Source organism: Blautia marasmi, from assembly GCF_900258535.1.
Classification (GTDB): domain Bacteria; phylum Bacillota; class Clostridia; order Lachnospirales; family Lachnospiraceae; genus Blautia; species Blautia hominis.
In genome coordinates this window covers 4079571-4098305 of record NZ_OIWX01000001.1, presented here as the reverse complement: position 1 = coordinate 4098305, position 18735 = coordinate 4079571, and the positions used below count along the sequence as shown (strand labels likewise).

At 45.1% G+C, this 18735-nt stretch carries 12 protein-coding genes; all 12 read right to left on the bottom strand.

Annotation, left to right across the window (positions count from 1 at the left end; translation table 11 throughout):
* Positions 1 to 39: 39 nt before the first annotated feature.
* The 12 genes from C6P39_RS17750 to C6P39_RS17695 all read right to left on the bottom strand — a co-directional run bounded on the left by C6P39_RS17750 (position 40) and on the right by C6P39_RS17695 (position 18721).
* Complete coding sequence (locus C6P39_RS17750) at positions 40 to 1362, bottom strand: alpha-L-fucosidase (protein WP_104804687.1); 1323 nt, start codon at positions 1360 to 1362, stop codon at positions 40 to 42.
* Positions 1363 to 1373: 11 nt separating this feature from the next.
* Complete coding sequence (locus C6P39_RS17745) at positions 1374 to 2612, bottom strand: Gfo/Idh/MocA family protein (protein ID WP_104805978.1); 1239 nt, start codon at positions 2610 to 2612, stop codon at positions 1374 to 1376.
* A 38-nt stretch (positions 2613 to 2650) separates the two neighbouring features.
* Positions 2651 to 3481 (bottom strand): carbohydrate ABC transporter permease, encoded by an 831-nt coding sequence (locus C6P39_RS17740; RefSeq protein WP_104804686.1) that lies wholly within the window; start codon positions 3479 to 3481, stop codon positions 2651 to 2653.
* Positions 3482 to 3493: 12 nt separating this feature from the next.
* Positions 3494 to 4390: a carbohydrate ABC transporter permease gene (locus C6P39_RS17735; RefSeq protein ID WP_104804685.1), complete on the bottom strand. Its 897-nt coding sequence runs from the start codon at positions 4388 to 4390 to the stop codon at positions 3494 to 3496.
* A gap of 73 nt (positions 4391 to 4463) precedes the next feature.
* Entirely contained in the window at positions 4464 to 5762 is a 1299-nt protein-coding gene (locus tag C6P39_RS17730; protein WP_104804684.1) for an ABC transporter substrate-binding protein, read from the bottom strand.
* A gap of 194 nt (positions 5763 to 5956) precedes the next feature.
* Positions 5957 to 7195: an ABC transporter substrate-binding protein gene (locus tag C6P39_RS17725; RefSeq protein WP_104804683.1), complete on the bottom strand. Its 1239-nt coding sequence runs from the start codon at positions 7193 to 7195 to the stop codon at positions 5957 to 5959.
* Positions 7192 to 8736, bottom strand: a complete 1545-nt coding sequence (locus C6P39_RS17720; RefSeq protein WP_104804682.1) for a response regulator transcription factor — start codon at positions 8734 to 8736, stop codon at positions 7192 to 7194. The genes C6P39_RS17725 and C6P39_RS17720 overlap by 4 nt, the downstream gene beginning before the upstream one ends.
* Before the next feature lie 42 nt (positions 8737 to 8778).
* Positions 8779 to 10497, bottom strand: a complete 1719-nt coding sequence (locus tag C6P39_RS17715; protein ID WP_158661611.1) for a sensor histidine kinase — start codon at positions 10495 to 10497, stop codon at positions 8779 to 8781.
* Positions 10498 to 10598: 101 nt separating this feature from the next.
* Complete coding sequence (locus C6P39_RS17710) at positions 10599 to 11915, bottom strand: ABC transporter substrate-binding protein (protein ID WP_104804680.1); 1317 nt, start codon at positions 11913 to 11915, stop codon at positions 10599 to 10601.
* Positions 11908 to 14418 carry a hybrid sensor histidine kinase/response regulator gene (locus C6P39_RS17705; RefSeq protein ID WP_104804679.1) on the bottom strand — a complete coding sequence of 837 codons (2511 nt, stop codon included), beginning with the start codon at positions 14416 to 14418 and terminating at the stop codon, positions 11908 to 11910. The genes C6P39_RS17710 and C6P39_RS17705 overlap by 8 nt, the downstream gene beginning before the upstream one ends.
* Positions 14415 to 16961, bottom strand: coding sequence for a bifunctional diguanylate cyclase/phosphodiesterase (locus C6P39_RS17700; protein WP_104804678.1), 2547 nt, complete (start codon positions 16959 to 16961; stop codon positions 14415 to 14417). Before C6P39_RS17700 ends, C6P39_RS17705 begins: the two co-directional genes overlap by 4 nt.
* Positions 16958 to 18721: a GGDEF domain-containing protein gene (locus C6P39_RS17695; protein WP_158661610.1), complete on the bottom strand. Its 1764-nt coding sequence runs from the start codon at positions 18719 to 18721 to the stop codon at positions 16958 to 16960. Before C6P39_RS17695 ends, C6P39_RS17700 begins: the two co-directional genes overlap by 4 nt.
* Positions 18722 to 18735: the final 14 nt, after the last annotated feature.

Below are 18735 nucleotides of genomic sequence, written 5' to 3'. Positions count from 1 at the left end.
AACGCCGCTCTTTGGTGTTATATGAATGTGTCCGACTTTTTATTTCTTCGTTATACAAAATCCCAATGTATAATATTCTTTCTTATAATTGAAGATTGTCACACGAAGCCCATTTGCCGTATTCACACAATGAACCTCTATCTCCGGCTGCAGTGGTTCCAGATGTCCATATACTTCCGGAATATGAATATTCACCACTTCCTCACTTAGATTCCCCAAAAAAACAAATTCCTCATTATCTTTTTGGGTAAAATGTACTTCCACTCCTGATTCAAGGAGCAGCGACTCACGGCTGCTGCATCTCGTTTTATAAATACCTTCACCGTTGATCTTCAGCCAGCGGCCTAACTCCTGCAGCCTCCATACCTGGGATTCAGGAATGGTGCCATCCGCCCTTGGACCAATATTCAGCAGAAGGTTTCCATTGGCGGCTGTTACCTGTACCAATAATAAAACCAACTCTTCCATTGGGATCAGATGTTCCTCCCCCTCATTGGCATTATAACCAAAAGACAGTCCAAGCCCCCGGCACATCTCCCATTTTTCGGATTTGTTTACATTACCGGAACGGTATTCCTTTGTGGCATAATCTTTATACATACCGTTAAATCGGTCATTTACCACACCATCCTCCACCGTATTATAGTAATGGGATAACAGATAAGGAAGATTTCCCTCCCCCTGTACAGGCCAACCGATATCATTCCAGAACACGGAAGGATGATACCTGTCTATAATCTCAAGACTCTGCTGGTAAGCATAATCCGCATAGGCAAAAGTAGGACAGGCTTTGTAAGTATTATCAGTGTCTTTAAGTATGGGGTCATTGGCAAACTGCCAGTCAATCATTCCGGAATAATACAGCCCCATCTGAAGATTTTCCTTTTTTACAGCATCCGTCAGTTCCCCTACTAAATCCCGTTTTGGGCCCCGGATGCCTGAGTGAAAATCCGTATACCTGCTTGGATAGAGGCAAAAACCATCATGGTGTTTTGTTGTCAGAACCACATAACCGGCTCCGGATTGTTTTATTAATTTTGCCCATTCGTCCGGATTCCATTTCTCTGCTTTCCACATGTCGGCAAACTTCTCATACGGGAAATCCTTTCCATACGTTTTTAAATGGTGCTCATATGTAGGGCCTTTTCCCACATTGACAGAATTGTAGTACCATTCCGCGTAAGGATTATTGCAGAACCAGTTCTCATCCGGTTCCACCTCTCCCAATTCCCAGGTCCTTGGGGCAAAGGCGGGGATGGAATAAAGTCCCCAGTGAATAAAAATTCCCAGTTTCACATCCTCATACCAGGCAGGTACTTCATGCTCTTTTAATGTTTCCCATCGTGCATCATATTTCTTCATGAATCTCTCCCTTATAATGTGATCACGTCTCCGTTTTTCAATCTGCTTTCCTCGGCAGCCAGTGCCATCATGTGACTTTCCACAGCATCTGCTGCACTGCTGGGATTATCCCCATAACCGTCCGCTGCCACAAGTGCAGTAAAATCTTTCATCATCCTTTGATCGCTTCCGCTATGCCCTGCCATCGGGATTGCCAAATCTATTTTGTAATGATGTCCTGTGACAAAATCCATCACCTCAATATAATTTTCTTCCATATTTCCTCGAATCTGACCTTTTGTTCCCATAAGGTTGATAATCCGCTCACACTTTTCCGTAAATGCCGACATAGTCATATTGACCGTTACATCGTTGTCAAATTCCAAATTTACCACCTGGTGATCCACAACATTATTGTCACAATGGTACACGCATCTTCCAAAAGGTCCTGTCTTCAACGCATTAAGGATCCCTTCCCGGCTGGTATCCGGTGTTATCCCCTCTGAAAATGCAAACCCCTGCTCATGTTCCAGATAAAAATGCGGTGCATAAAACGGACACTCATTCCGGTTGGGACAGCCATCCAGACAATGCCCCGGTGCTTCCTTGGGGGCATTCTCTTCCCTAAAAAGTGTGAGGCCTCCGAAACTGGAAACCCTTTTACAATGCCCCTCCACCAGCCATAACAGGATATCCATATCATGACAGCATTTTTGTAGTATCATACAGCTGCTCTCATCACTGTTGCGCCAGTTTCCCCGGACAAAACTGTGAGCCATATGCCAGAATCCCACACTCTCAATATGCTGAACTGTAACAAGGCGTCCAATCGTCCCTTCATGTAACAGCCTTTTTATCTCCCGGAAGAACGGAGAATACCGGAGGACATGACAGATAGAAAAAATTTTTCCACTTTCATCTGCCATGGCCGCCATCTCTTCCAGTTCCATCTTTGATGAACTCATAGGCTTTTCACAGAGGATGTGGTAACCTTTTTCCACCGCTTTTTTTACCGGCTCATAATGCATATTATCCATAGTACATATCAGAATACAGTCTGCCATTTTCGGCTGCTCCAGCATTTCCTGCCAGCTGGAATAACAATTCTCGGCAGAAATATGATGTTTTCCCCTAAACTCTTCTCTCCGCATATTATCCGGCTCTGCCACCCCCACAAATTTTAATTCGTTTGGGAACTCAAGAGCATAAGAAGCATATGCGCGCATCCCCCTCTGCCCTGCCCCAGCTAAAATTGCTGTCACCTGTTTCATATAGATACCGCCTTTCTTTTCCATAGTGATTTTTTTGTCTAGCCCTTTACTCCGGTCATTGCCACCCCTTCAATAAATTGTTTCTGGAAAATAGCAAACAATATCAGGAGCGGCAGCACCGCCATCATAGCACCTGCCATCATTGTCGGATAATCAGTGGCATACTGTCCCTGCAGGAATGATAATCCGGCAGACAGTGTCATCTTTTCCGAAGATGTATTCACAATAAGAGGCCACATCAAATCATTCCATGCAAACCTTAACGTAAGGATTCCCAATGCTACCAAACCGGAACGAACCAATGGAAGCATGATCCTTGTGTATATCATAAACTGATTACACCCGTCCAATCTGGCCGCATCTTCCAGCTCATCCGGCAGAGCCATAAAGAACTGCCGCATCAGAAATGTACCGAAAGCACTGAACAGATTAGGAATGAACAATGCCGGAAGTGTATTCAGCAACCCCAGTTTCTGAATCATAAGGTACTGAGGAAGAATAAAAAAAGATGCCGGAATCATCAGAACCGCCAGCAGTGCTGTGAAGATTATATTTCGTCCGGGGAATTTTATCCTTCCAAAGGCATATGCGGCCATAGAGCAGATAAATAGCTGTATCCCCACAGTCACTACAGAAGATACGATCGTATTGAAGTACATTTTTCCGAAAGGAATCACCTCAAAGACTTTCTTATAATTTCCCCAAAGTGGCTTTTTCGGCAAAATAGAAGGAGGTATCCGGACTGCCTCCGTCTGCCCTTTTAAAGATGTCAGCAGCATCCAGGCAAAAGGCAGAAGTGTGATCACAATCCCCATAATTAAGATCATGTAAATAATGACATTTCCCCAATTTACTTTCTTTTTTTTCATTATCTCGCCCCCCTATTCATAATTCACCCATTTTTTCTGCAGTTTCATCTGAATTGCCGTTACAATCATGATGATCAGGAATAAAAGGACGGCGAGTGCAGATGCATAACCTTTTTTAGAGTATTCAAAAGCATTTCGGTAAAAATAAACCACCATACTCTGTGTGCCCTCCATGGCCAGATTCTTCTTATCCACCATCATATAAATTGTGTCAAAGGTTTGGAATGTGCTGATAAGCGATGTGATCGTCACGAAAAACAACGTAGGCGTCACAAGTGGGATCGTGATATGGAAAAACTGTTTTCTCTTGTTCGCTCCATCTATAGCCGCTGCTTCATAATAACTCTTGGATATTCCCTGGATACCTGCTAAAAGAATAATCATATTGTAACCCACATTGCTCCATATAGCTACCACACTGATAGCTGCTAAAGCCGTATGGGGGTTACTCAAAAACTGTATAGAGTCCACACCTATTTTGTTCAGGATAAAGTTCAGAATACCATAGTCACCGTTATACATCCACCTCCATATCATAGCAACAGCAGCTCCCATAGTGATGGCGGGTATAAAATAAATAACTCGTAAAGCAGAACGCCCCTTGATCCCCATATTTAAAAAGCATGCCAATACCAGCGCCAAAACAATGGTGCAGGGCACAATGATGAGCACATACTTGAACGTATTTCCAAGAGCTTCCCACATGACGGGATCTGAAAACATTTTCTGGTAATTGGCAAGCCCCGCCCACTTGCTCCTGTTGAATGCTCCCACTTCATGAAAGCTGTCAAGAAAGACCTTAAAAACCGGGTAGAAATAGAAAATCCCCAACCCCAGAACCAATGGCGATATCATCAAATACCCCCAGACATAGTCTTTTGAGGATTTATCTTTTTTATTATTTCCCATGCCACTCCTCCTTCTCTCTTATCTCTTCAGTAAAATGAGGGATCGTCATAAAACGAATCCCTCATCTGCTGGTTTATTCGTTCGCAAGAACCTCATTCATCTGCTTTGCTGCCTTCTCACAGGCTTCTTTTACACTAACCTCCAAACTGAAGGCACGTTTGAGATTATCTGCCTGGTACTGTTCCCACTCAGCCGTATTCACAGATGCGGGATAAGGATAAGAATATTCCTCTGAAGAAGTAATAAAGGATCTCAGGTTATAATCCGGATTTTTATCTACCCATACCTGTGCGGTTCCCTTTAAAGCCGGAAGCGCTGCACCTGTTTCCGCAGACAGTTTGTTAGCCTGTTCTCCGGCTAAGAATTCCACCCACTTCCATGAAGCTTCCGGATATTTCGTATCTTTATAGATACAGTTTCCAAGTCCATGGATAATGGTGGCTTTCTTTCCATTGATAGATGGAAGCTCAACCACATTGATATCGTCCTTCATATCGGAATCCAGCACCTGCCCCAAAAACCAGGAGCCGCACCAGAACATTCCCAGACGTCCTGAAAGGAACTGTATATAACCCAGTGTTTCTTCAAGAGAAGCTTCATTAGGGGATACTCCGGCTTCCATCAAGTCAACCCAGCATTGTACTCCTGCCTGGGTTTCCGCTTTATCATAACCGGAGGATTTCTTATCTTTTGAAATCACCTCTCCGCCGGCAGCATAGATGGTATTATAGATACCAATCTGTGTATCATAGGCCGCACCAATTCCATACACACTGCCATCTTCTTTTGTCAATTGCTTGGCAATATCTGCCATATCCTCCCATGTCCAGTCATCGGTAGGATATGGAACCCCGGCTTCATCAAAAATTTTCTTATTATACCACACGCCGATGGTGTCAAAATCTTTAGGTATTGCATACTGCTTTCCATCAATATTATACAAATTCACAAGGCCTTCCGGATAATTGGCCGTATCCAGCCCTGACCCTGCAAGAAGATCATCTATTGGCATGACAATATCACCCTTGACATATTTGGTGATATTGGGACCATTCATCCAAAATACGTCTGCAATACTTCCGCCGGTTGCACCCGCCTCCAGTTTTGTCCAGTATTCATCCCACACATTGGGTTCTAATGTCACCTTGATATCCGGATAGATTTTGTTGAATTCTTTTACACATTGTTCCAGATATGGCTGCTGTGCTGCATCCCAAAATGCATACCGGATGTCCCCTGAAATAGTTTCTTCGCTGTCCGTTGTTTCTGCCTTTCCGCCTCCCGGATTGCTGTCTCCGCAGGCAGCCAGGGAGAGAGTCATCATGACTGCACTTAATCCCAGCGCCAGCATCTGCTTTGTTCTTTTTCTCATACAAATACCTCCTCATATTGTTCTTCTGACATCAATCATAGGAAAAATCATATCAAAAGTCCATGAATTTTTTTTACTTGCGCTTGTATAATTTGTACATATTAACGAAAAAAAGAGCCTCTGACACATTTATGTGCCAGGCTCTGCTCTTATTTGTAATCTATTTACTATTTTTTTGTCATTTATTGATATATCTAATTTTTAATACTTTGAATAAAGTCATCCAAGTCTGTTTTTTCCTGGAGATAATCCCCTATATGTTCCTGAAACAGCCCCATCTGTTTATCATTCCATATATTGGCAGGTATTTCTCTGACTATGTCAGCACCTTCCACTGCTTGGCAGGCCTCATACAATTTTTCATGCTGCCTTGATATTTCCCCTGTGATGTTGGGATTTGACGGTATCTGTCCTGTCTCTTTCAAAATACGCTGCTGTATCGGTTCACTGAGCATATACTTCAGGAAACGAATACATGCCTTCTGCTGCAGATCATCCCCCGACTTTCCCATCAGATAACCGATACACGAGGAAATCATCCCCACACTCATTCCATCTTTGGAAGGCAGCGCAGCATATCCGGCTTCCAGATTGGGATGCAGCATCTGCTCTGACCACACCCCATTTACACATATGGCACAATGCCCCAGACTGAAGCTGCGCATCTTGTCCCTGTATGTAAAAGAACGGTCCTCTTCGGAAGCATACTGCTGCAGTTCCTTCAGCTGCTTCAATGCCTCTCGGAACAGCTCTTCATCTCCGCCTAAAGGATAATCCGCAGACGGCTTCTGCCCGGCCATATATGCATTCACCAGATATAGACAAGTCTCCGGATCCAGGTGAAGCGGAAGCGTATTCAGCTTCTCCCTGTCCGCCCATTCCCGGATAAGACGGCAGCACTCCACAAATTCCTCCCAGGATGAAGGCACCTTGCTAATTCCTGCATTCTCAAATATTTTTTTATTATACCAGTATCCGCTTTCCAACAATACATCAGAAACCGTGAAAAGTTTCCCGTCCGATGTCTTCCACCGCTCTAACGTTGCAGGTGATATCATAGATTTAAATTCCGGATCCTTCTCCATGTAAGGCATCAGATCCACAGCATAACCCTCACTTGTCATATAGGAATAAAGGGTATCCTTTCCCTCTCCCCCAGCAAAGATCAAATCCGGGGTGTTTCCCACCGCCAGCATGTCCTGAGCCTTTGCTATCACTCTCTGTGAGGAAGGCATGGATACCAAATTCAATTTAACATCAGGGTTCTCTTTCTCAAAATCCTGATAAATCTGCCTCATCGCCTGATGATCGGATTCCATGGTGCCCCAGCCGTGCAGCAGCACAATTTCCGTCTGTTCAGCCGGTTCCTCACCCATACATCCCATGAGGCAAAACGTGACACAAAGAAATAATGGGGCTAACTTCTTCTTCATCCCTTTGATCCCTCCCTGGTGATCCGCTCATATTCTTTTGGAGAGTACCCCGTATATTTTCTGAAAACTTTAGAAAAATATGCCGTGTCATCTACCCCCACCATAGCTGCGATTTCAAAAATTTTCTTTTCCCCCTTTGCAATAAGTTGCTTTGCAGTTTCTACTCTTTTACGGTTTATGGTATCAAAAAGATTCTCACCTGTTTTCTTTTTATAGAGCCGGCTTAAATAGCTGCAGTTGGCATATACAGCTCCGGCAATTTCATCCAAGGTAAGCTTCCTGCAGTAGTTCTTCTCCACAAACTTTCGGGTTCTTTTAACCAGATCATCCGCACTGTCCATGCCTTTTCGCATCTGATCCATAACAGCCAATATGCTCTTCTCCATCCAGTCTTCCAACTCTGACAGGCTGATTTTTAATATTTTTGTATCTATTTCCGCTTCCCCGATGCCGATCACTGTGCTCAATTCCCACCCATATTCATGGCAAATTCTACGGCACTCCGCAAGCAGCAGAAAAAAAGCGCTCCGAACACAGATTTCCGTACTGTTTCTGACCTCATAACGAAAATTCTGTAGTTCATCAACACAGAGTGTACCGTTTCCTGTCTCCATTGCCTCAACCAGACAACCCACTATGACCGGAAGTTTTCCGCCCACAGTCTTTGAAAGTTCTCCTACCCACACCACATCCGGATTATTTTCCTCCCAGTCCTGAAAGTGTGTGCTCAGATAATTCAGCACCAGTTTATAAGCCGGACTAATATTTTCAATACCCTGATAAACTTTGCCGATTCCTATCAATATATTCTGCTCGTCACTGTTGCAGCTCACGCTCAGCCGCCGGCATTTTTCCTGCAGATTATCCTCCGTTTCATCTCCCGACAGCAGAATTATATATTCTGTAATACTGACAGATAATATCCTGCCTTCTTCGTACTGAGCCGGAAAGATTTTTTGAATTTCCAACAGCATTCTTTCTTTTATGGCTGACCGGCTTTCCCCCGCCTCCTTATACCCCTGGATCACCAGCAGGCGAAATTCCTCAAATTTTTTTGCATACCTTTCATAGTATCCACTGCTTTCTTCTATCAGAAGTTCCTTGAATTCCGACTCGTGAAGCAGCAGGCGGAGAAAAGCCTGTTCTTTCTTTTCCACGCTGCCGGCTTGCTTGATCTTCTTTCCCATATCTTTCAGGACTTCCGGTAAATCATCCAGGACATTGCGCTTCATCACATATCTTTGCACACCATAAGTGATCGCCTGCTGTGCGTACTGAAATTCCGCATAGGCAGTCAGGAGGACTACCTGTACCTGGTGATATTCTTCACTGATAATCCTGGCCGCTTCCAGTCCGTCCATCACCGGCATTTTTATATCCAGGACAACAAGATCCGGCCGTTTCAGAGGTATGTCATCCAATAATTCCTTTCCATTTTTATAAGCCCCCAAAAGTTCGTATCCCAATTCTTCCCATGGTATTAATTCTTTCAACCCTTCCCTTACGAAAGGTTCATCGTCTGCCAATAGTACCCTCCACATATCTCTTCCTCTCTCGTATCCCAGTCAGGCGCACAAAATGTCTTATATCAGATTTTCCATAGTCAGAGGAAGAACCAGTTCTACCATCGTACCATTTCCGGGATGGCTATGGATTTTCAAGCCATAAGCCTCCCCATACAGATTCTGAATAAGCCTCTGTATATTCATAACGCCAACTCTTGGATGTCCGCCTTCCTCCTTCATCTGCTCATTCCATTTTTCCATATCAAAGCCTACACCGTCATCTTCCACGATAATCCACAGACGGCTCTCATCTTTTCTACGGATATCCACTCGGATATACCCTGTTTCACCTTTTGGCTCAAATCCATGGATCATGGCGTTTTCTACCAGGGGTTCTACACTGAGCCGGGGGATTTTACACCTCTCCAGACCTCTATCCTCCCAAATAATCTCATAACTGATCATATCCCGAAATCTCTGCCCTTGCAGATACAGATAAAAACCTACAATCTCCATCTCATCTTTCAGGGGTATTTCAATCTCGTCTTTTCGGAATATCTTTCCCTGCATCAAACCTGAGAATGCCGTCACCATACGATAAAGTTCCTCATCCTTATGTTTCTTCAGGCGCATTCCAATCATGGAGAGCACATTAAACATAAAATGAGGATTCATCTGTGCCTGAATATACTGAATCTTTGCTTCACGGGCCAGAAGCTGATTTTCGTACACTTCTTTAATGAGCTGATCAATCTTCTGTATCATATCATTAAAAGAATCACTTATCTCCTGCAACTCCTGTATCCTGTAATTCTCCACCTTAATTTCAAAATCACCGGTCCCAACCTGTTTGATCCTTCTCACAATATTTTTCATAGGCTGGGTCATCTTAAAAGACACATACAAAATAGCGAGGATCAGAACCAGAAATGTAAACAGAAATACTGACCAAGCCAGCATAAACATCGGTTTAATGGTGATATAAAGCTTCTCCTCCGGTATCACCATATAAACTATAAGGCCGAAACTGCCGGTATTTGTCTGATAAAGATACCTCTTTTTACCCTCGGTGAGAATACCCCTGCGTTCGGCTAACTGGCTTACTTTTATCCCCGGAAGCCCGGAACCTCCCACCTCACGGCCTCCCCCATCCTGTAGTACCCAGTAATATGACTCATACTTTTTCAGAGGTTCAAAAATATTGCTGATACTCTCCTTCTCCAGCGCTGCGGCACAATACCCCAGGATATCCATGTTCTCATCGTACAGGGTGAAACATAGTTCCAGGAGATTCCCGCTCTGCTGATAATAAAAGGTCTGGTCCTGCCTCTGATATTCCTCCATCATTCTGATCATCTCTTTCTCCCGCGCCTGCTGCACCGCCATGGTGGCGGGATAAAAACTGCTCCACGCAAATCTCTGCTTCTTGTTAAACACATAGATTTCACTTACTACCGGATAGGTCTCTTCCACCATATTTCTCTCAGAAAACAAGTTAATTCCCTGCTCTAACCGCATCCGCACCTCTTCTTCCGTTCCTATATCACTTCTGAAAAAATCATTCAGCTCTTTATTGCTCCTTAAATAAGCCACCCCTTCTTCCAGAAACCGCAGCCTGCCGGCAAACTGTTCCTGTATACTACCCATGTAAAAATCCATATCCTCTTTTTCCCTTTGGGCTGTCTGCCTGAAAACCACCACAGACAAAATGATTCCCAGTATGATCATGGTTATCACGCCGGTGCCAACCGTCATACTGATAAGCTCAGAGCGCAGTGAAATTTTTCTCCCTTTCATACGGTTTCCCCACTCTTTTCCTGAAACACTGTAACTGTTCCTTATATCTCCTTCCATATCTGACTCATTACTTCCAATATCCGCCCCATTACCGCACCAAATCACTGACCCGGATAAACAAGCTCCATCTGCTGTTCATCAAACTCCACCATTATTTCGTCTATACTGCGCCCTTTATACAATTCCTGTACCATGGCACAGGTTGTTCCCCACTGTTCTAAATCAATCTCCGGATTAGTACCGGGCATGGATCTGCCCGCCTTCACATTTTCATAGGCTGTAGCAAGGATTTCAGGCTGCTCAAAGTCTACATCCTTTCTAGGGGGGAAACCTCCGCTGTTTTTTAATAAATCTGCAGTAACCTCTTTGGATACCATCTGATCTGCAAATTCTTTTGCCATCTCAAGATTTGTTGTTTTATTATTAATACAGATCCGTTGTGCGGCATTAAACAGATTGACCTGCCCATATTCATCCGTAGGGAAGCCGATGAATGCCATCTTGAATTGGTGTGTCCCATAAATCTGGTCCTGGATGGCTGTATCATAGTGGACGACAAACGCTGTCTCCTGATTCATAAATTGTTCCTTCTCATCTCCCGCCTCTGCATTTTTTGCGAAATCCACATCAAAATAACCCCGGTCAATCATTTCCTGCAGAAACTCAAAACCCGGCCGCATATACTGGCTGATTGGTGTTTCTCCGCTGTTGAGTGCAGCGATCTTTTCCTCGCGTCCGTCCTCAATATATAGAGAAGCAAGGCCCTGTGACAATACAAATGTCTCCATCCACCAGCGGTTTGCCGCCATGGGCATGATCCCGTTTTCCTTGAGCACCTCACAGCAGTGCAGGAATTCCTGTTTTGTCTGAGGCAGTTCCAGTCCGTATTTATCTAAAAGATCCCGGTTAACAAACAGACCGTAGCAGAGCATTGTCATGGGCACAGAAATAACCTTTCCATCGACGGTACACTGGTTCAGCGCCTCCTTAGTCAAGTTTTGCACAGCTTTCAGATCAGAAAGGTCTTCCAGGTAACCTTCCCGGTACATTTCATATGCAACATCCGGATTCATAATATAAAGGTCATCCCCCATTTTATTTCTGACGCGGTCACGCACGACATCATCATAGCTTTTCTCCTGTGAGTTCATGGGGGTATAGGATTTGTACGATATACGGATATCCGGATGAGTACGCTCAAACTCATCAATAGCCATCTGCATGGAATGCATGATACCGCCCTCCCGCACCTCATTCCCCTTGGCCGTCGAGGAATAGAATACAAGCTCTTCTTTCACTGTTTCCCTGCTCTGTTCTATAATATAAGCTTTGTCATTTCTTCCACATCCGGCAGCCAGTCCTATGGCCATACACACCATGAGAATTACTGCCATTTCCCGCCTTACTCTTTTAATCATTATACTCTCCTTCTTTTATCTTGCTGATAAGATGCTTTTTTACTTTTTTATAAAATTCCTGAATATCCAAAGGTTTGGCTATATGATCGTCCATTCCAGCCTCCAGGCATTTTTGCTCATCCTCAAAATAGGCATTAGCCGTAACGGCAATAATTGTGATTCTTTTTGCGTCCGGACGGTCCAGTGCCCGGATATTCCTGGTCGCCTCTAATCCATCCCATCTTGGCATCTGCATATCCATCAGTATGATATCAAAATGCCCTGGATCCGAATTCCTGAACTTCTTGAATGCCTCTACGCCATCCGCCGCGCACTCTACCCTGGCATTTGCCATCTCAAGAAATTCATAAGCGATTTCGCGGTTTAGTTCATTATCTTCTGCCAGAAGGATTACGATCCCACTGAAATCACAGGTTTCTTTTACCGGAGCAGCGGCCCGCTCTATCATTTCAACCGACTTATACTTAAATTCAATATCCACATAAAACACCGTCCCAATACCCTTGGTGCTTTCTGCGCGGATGGAACCGCCCATCAGGGACACCATGCTCTGAACGATCGAAAGTCCCAAACCAGTCCCGTTTTGTGTGCGGACCGCCTTAGTGTCCTCACGTTCAAAAGGTGTAAACAGCTTTTTCTGGAATTCTTCACTCATTCCAATCCCATCATCTTTAATGGAAAAGTGCATCAGGCAATAATCTTTTACTTTTGATAAATTTCGTGTAACAGTAAGTGTGATATGGCCGCCATCCGGCGTATATTTAATGGAATTATTAACAAGATTCATAAGCACCTGGCTCAGCCGCATCCGGTCCGCCAGTAACTCCACGTTTCCAGCTTGATTTTGTATGACAAATTCTTGATTTCTCATAGCCGCCTGTACTGAGACAATATTATTTAAATCACCTAAAAGACCTCCCAATCCAAACCACTCCTCTGACAGCGACATCTTCTGGCTTTCTATTTTTGAAATATCCAGGATATCGTTGATCAGACTGAGCAGATGCTGGGAGGATGACTTGATCTTTTGCAGGCAGTCCAACACACGGTTCCGGTCATTCAGCCTCGCCTCTGCGATCTGTACCATTCCGACCACCGCGTTCATCGGCGTCCGGATCTCATGGCTCATCTGAGACAGAAAGTCGGATTTAACACGGCTGGCATTCTGTGCTGCCAGGACAGAGGCACGTAATGACTCCTGCATCTGTTCTTCTTTCGTTACATCCAATATAGACAGGATGCATTTTTTCTTATTATCCAGAAAAATATAGGTGGTTTCTATCTCCAGGTATTGTGAGGCTCCTGTTTCCGGGTTGTCCCATACGGTTCGTTCCATCAGTTCAAGTTCTGTCCGAAATGTTTCCGGACGCAGAATCTGAAACAGCCGGCTGCTCCTATGCTCCTCTGAAACCGTTTGAGTGTCACCGTTTCTATTAAGCGTCTGCCAGTCAATTCCTAGAATCCGGTTGATATTATCAAATGCCAGCTCCAACGCCCCTGTACTGCAGTCGTAGAGAAGCACCACATGATCGATACTCTTTGCAATCCCATGGAACAGATCTATTTGATACTGACGCACTTTTTGATTTTTACTACTGTACCAGAAATAAAACAGAAAGGTGAGCGCAGCAGCCCCAAAGATCAGGATACTGGCAGCTGCGATCGTCTGCGTCACTGCTTTTCCCTCGCTCTGAATGCTATGCTCCGGGATAATGCCGCAGAGATACCACTCCCCCTCATCAACCGGCCAGAAATATACATAGGAAGATTCATCGGTGACTATCATCTTTGCTATGGTACTCTCCCGGCGTTCAATCGCACTGCTGATATCCTGCTCTAACTTCTCATCCAGGATACCGAAGTCATTTAAAAAGTTATGGAGGTCATACTTTCCTGAAATTATTACCTCTGTGCTGGTCGGTTCATAAATAAAGCGCAGAGAATTAGCATCCAAGATATATATCAGGCCCTTATTTTGATAAATGGAGTCAGGCAGGATATCATCATACCGCTCCATGATAACATCTGTATACAAATCACCTGTGAAATGATCATTCTCGTAAACAGGACATTTGATGGTATAGGTCCATGCGCCTAAATCACTCATATAAACGTCTGTGATGGCACTTTCCTTAGCCTGTATCTCTTCCCAATCAGGGAGAGAAGTCGTGGAAAACGGCTTTCCCCAGCTACTGACACCAGAATCGGTATCTGCAGGGACAAACGAGATCCTCGCAAACGGACTGTTTTCCTGCATACGCATTAAAAGATCGGTCGTGTCCTCTTCCGTAGAAAAAAATTCCGTAAGGCGCTGAGCAGCCATTACATCATTTTTCCTAATTTCAGCAATACTTGATTCTATTATCTGAACAATCTCCCGCACATTTCCTGTGGCCGACTGTTCCATCTGCACCCCAATCCGTGAAGATAGAAAATAAATTATATAACCAAGAAGTGACACAATTACTATTGGTATAACAGCCCTGCTTATCAAACGTTTCATATCCTGCTCCTCAATTCATAAACTCTTGAAAAATCAGGTAAAGCCCCCAGAGGATTCGGCTCGGAAAACAGATATCCCTGGGAATAATCCAACCCGTTTTGTTCTAATAGAGCCTGGGTCTCTTCGTTTTCCACAAACTCCGCAATCGTGTTTAAACCAAGCTGCCTTGCCAGGAAAATGATCGTTTTCAGCAATATCATATTTTTAGGTTTATCTTTAAGTCCACAGATAATGCTGCCATCCACCTTGATATAATCCGGCTCCAGACGGATAACCTCCTCTAAGGAGGAATATCCCGTACCAAAGTCATCCACCGAAATCCTGCATCCGGCCTGGCGCAGCCTTTTTACAAAGACCATGAACTCCTCCGATTCCCTGAAGTCCTCACTCTCTACAAATTCAACCGTAATCCTGTCAGGATTGGGAAATTCCCCAAGCCGTCTGAAAAACCAGTTTACAAAATCCTTTGAATTGACATCGTATGCAGAGATATTGATGGAAACTGACTCCTGCCTGTTTGCAAAGTCACGCAGTACCCGCTCGATCATCATATGGCTCAGCGTTGAATAAAGGCGGTATTTTTGGGCGATTGCCAGGAACACCATCGGGCAGTTGACCTCACCATCGGCGCCGATCAGACGCATGAGAGCTTCATAGTAGTGAATCTGTCCGCTGTGATTATCCCGGATTCCCTGATAGTATGGCACCACCCCATCGTTATAGATGGCATAGTTCAGCAGTTCAATCACCCTAAGTTCCTCTGCATAGGTAAGCGTTAAGCTGCTCTTTTCATCACAGACAACAAAGCGGGATTGGATATCCTTTGTAGCCTGCAGGGCGTTCAGTCCCCCCTGCAGCATATCTTTTTGCTGCATGACAACCACGAACCGGGCCATCTGGCTCAATCCCAGCGTACTCGATTTATAAAAGTGAAAATCCTCATAAATTTCCCGCATAATCTGCTCAAAGTGTGTTTTAGACAGTGCCTCCGTTCCTGTCAGGAAAAAAATGCTCTGGGTGACACAGTAGAAAGAAATGTGGCGGTCATAATGCTCCTGTACCAGAAATGCCTGTATTTTTTCCAGGATTTCCAGCGTGTTGTCCAAATAGGCATCCAGCCCGGCGAAGGATATCAGCATATCGTCGTTTTCCATCTGCATCATGCACAGCTTGTTGAATTTTTGCCGCTTCCTGTCCTCCTTGTACTTCAACACATTGGACAGACCAAGACGCGCATCCACATACATATGCCTCTCTGTTTTCAGACGCTGGTTTTTCAGTTCCGTTATCAGGTTGCGGCTTTCATCGCTCATGGCTTCCTTCTGCCGGACCATGGCAAACTCCATCGTCGCCATGTCATCCTCAATCTGTGTAAATTCATCCAATACGGAAATATCCGGCATGAGATAGCGTTTGCTTTCTGCAATCCCGGTAACGAGACAGGAACCGTTAAAAAATTCGTTCCGCCCATCGATAAAACCGATTTCCCCCATCATAAAGATGCCGCACACATTGTACTCTTTGAAGGGAAGCAGCTCCCATTTGGAGGAGTTACTCATATATAGCTTGCGGAACAGACAGGTATATACAAAGACACATTCCACCGGCTGCTCCATAATATTCTGGCAAAGGGCATAGCAGTCACGGACGCATTTAGACGGATTTGTGTAACCAATCCGAAATTTCGTGCCAGGCTCTATCTGGCTGAAATAGAGTGCCAGGGATTTAGCCTGCTCGTCATAGCGCGTAAACCGGCCCGCGGTGCCGTGTCCTTCAAGAATCATCTGAAAACGGATCAGGTGATCGTTGTCTGCAATGCTTTTCCAGTCCCCAAAAGAACGCATGTCTTCCAAGGCAAGATAGCGGTACATCCACTGGTCGGCGGGCTCCCCTTCGATGGTTTTTATCAGGCAGCCATCCGTGCCGGTGACTGTAAAAATGGGGCTGATGGGTTCCTGTGCCGTGTTTACATCAATGAAACACACAGCCTCCTCCCCGGTAACGGAAAAGGCCAGCGCCGTACAGGAAGGCACGCCCTCATCTGTAAAGACAAAGCCAGGTGTATCACTTGCCAAAAGGTCGCCGGCGATCCCGCCTGCCAGGCGGATTTTGGGAGAAAGGGCACTGATCTCATTGACAAAATTGTTCACATCATAATAGCGGTCGGAAAACAGAATGTGCACGGTTTCATTGTTTGCGTTCCGGAAAGAACGGTGGACCTCCTCCGCCAGGGAACGCGCGGACTTTTCTTTCCACGAGAACTGTCTGACCCGGATGTTCAGGTGCTCGTACTTCTCCACCAATACCATGGTTTCGTCCTCATACTGTCTTCCCTCAAAGATGATTCCGGCCGCAGTAGAGCCGACGATATACGCGTTGGGCAGGATGTCCCTGATAGCTTTCGCTACTGAGACGGCGTTATCCTGACTGAGGCATGAGGTGAATATCTTGACCAGGCAGACGGCTGATCGTTTCAACTGGTGCTCATCCAACAGTCTGCAGAAACTGCCAATGTCTTTATAGAGCTGCTTCACTGAAATCATTTGACTTTCACCTCTTTCTTTGAATAATGAATGATCTCATCCATGGTTCTCTGGTAAACGCACCAGTCGTTCTTACCGGCGTTTTTGGCACGGTAGAGCGCAATATCAGCTTTTTGGTAGAGATCATCGAAGGAATCACCATCCCATGGCGCCACGGCGATTCCGACGGAAACATACAGTGGCGTCGTGACAAGACTGTCTGATGCGTGGAGGCGCTTGAACAGTTGGTTCAACTTCCACTTCAGGACAGTGATCTCTGCAAACTCCGATAAGGAGAACATAAATTCATCGCCGCCAATCCTGCCCACAAAATCCTCCTGACGGAAAACGCTCTTCAGCGCCTTTGCCACTTTCTGAAGGGCGGCATCACCAATGGCGTGGCCATATTTATCGTTAATAGATTTGAAATTGTCTACATCCAGAATCCCTAAAATGATCAGACGCCTCCCGCTCCGCGTGGAAAGTGCGTTATCCGTCAGCATACGGAACGTCTCACGGTTATAAACCTGCGTTAGTCCATCCATTTCTGCATGGCTTTTCAGATTAATCTCCGCCTGTTTCCGTTCATTAATGTTTTCCACGTACCCCTTGCCAATGAGGTGGGCATTCTCCTGGCTCTGATCCACATGCAGCACAAACTGTGCCCATACAGGCTCCCGTCCCGGAATTCTGCAGCGAAAATCGAAACACGTGTTATCCTCACCATCTTCATATCGTTTTTGCAGATTCCCCCGGTCCAGCATCCATTCAATCCTTCCACGCTCTCTGGCATCCACCGTATGCCGGTACAGAAGGAATAAAAAATCATCATAGCTGTTGATCTCATCCGAATAAACCGAATCCAGACGGCTCGCATCAATGTCCAGCACCCGTCCGGATGTGAAATCTATCACCATGTTAAGCAATGTTTTTTGAGTCAGAAGCTCTTTTTGAAGGTTCATTCTCTGAAGCTCCTGCTGAACCAGCATATGCTCCGTAATATCGGTAGAAAATCCAATGGCCTTGACCGGCCGGTGGCTGGCGTCATATTCTGTTAAGTAGGTAATCTTTTCCCACCAGTACCCTGTCTGTTCCGAATTTCTGACCCTGAAGACTCCCTCCACCTTTGGCTCCCCGGATATGAGCAGACGGTACATCTCCAGCAATGCCTCGGCGCTGGCAGTATGGACGTATCCTGATTGGATCAAAGAATCCGGAACATTTTCAATCATACTGACCAGCCCATGCATTTCAAGGGAATTATTCCTCTGGTAAATGCAGCGCTTCTGAATATCAAAGTCCCACAGGCTCATTCCGCAGTGCTGAATTGCAACATCAAGCTGTTTTCGGTACAGATCAATATCATTAAGCAGGGCAGCCGCGGCCTTTTTTTCATAACCTTCCATTTCTCCGTTTTCACTCAATGGAGATAGCTGCATTTGAACGATGGAATATTGACTGGCCTTCCCAAGTACTACCGCACTTACACACAGAGCACAGGACCCGTCTGTATCCCTGTATGGCAGGATACAGTCGCTGACCGTACAATAGATATTCTTTGCCGGCTCTGTGACGGAAAAATCAACGATATCGCACCGAAGGAACGGAGCCCGTTCCGGCAAAAGCGTCTCCAGAACCTCATCTCGGCCAATACTTTTTTTTCCTTTTGCAATGCAGACGGCACAGACATCCTCTGAGAAATGGAAATTTAAGCCTTCCTGCGTTTCCCCGCAGAACAGAACCTGCAAAACAGAGGTCAGAAATGTTTTTACTGTATTCATAGGCCAGCTCCCTT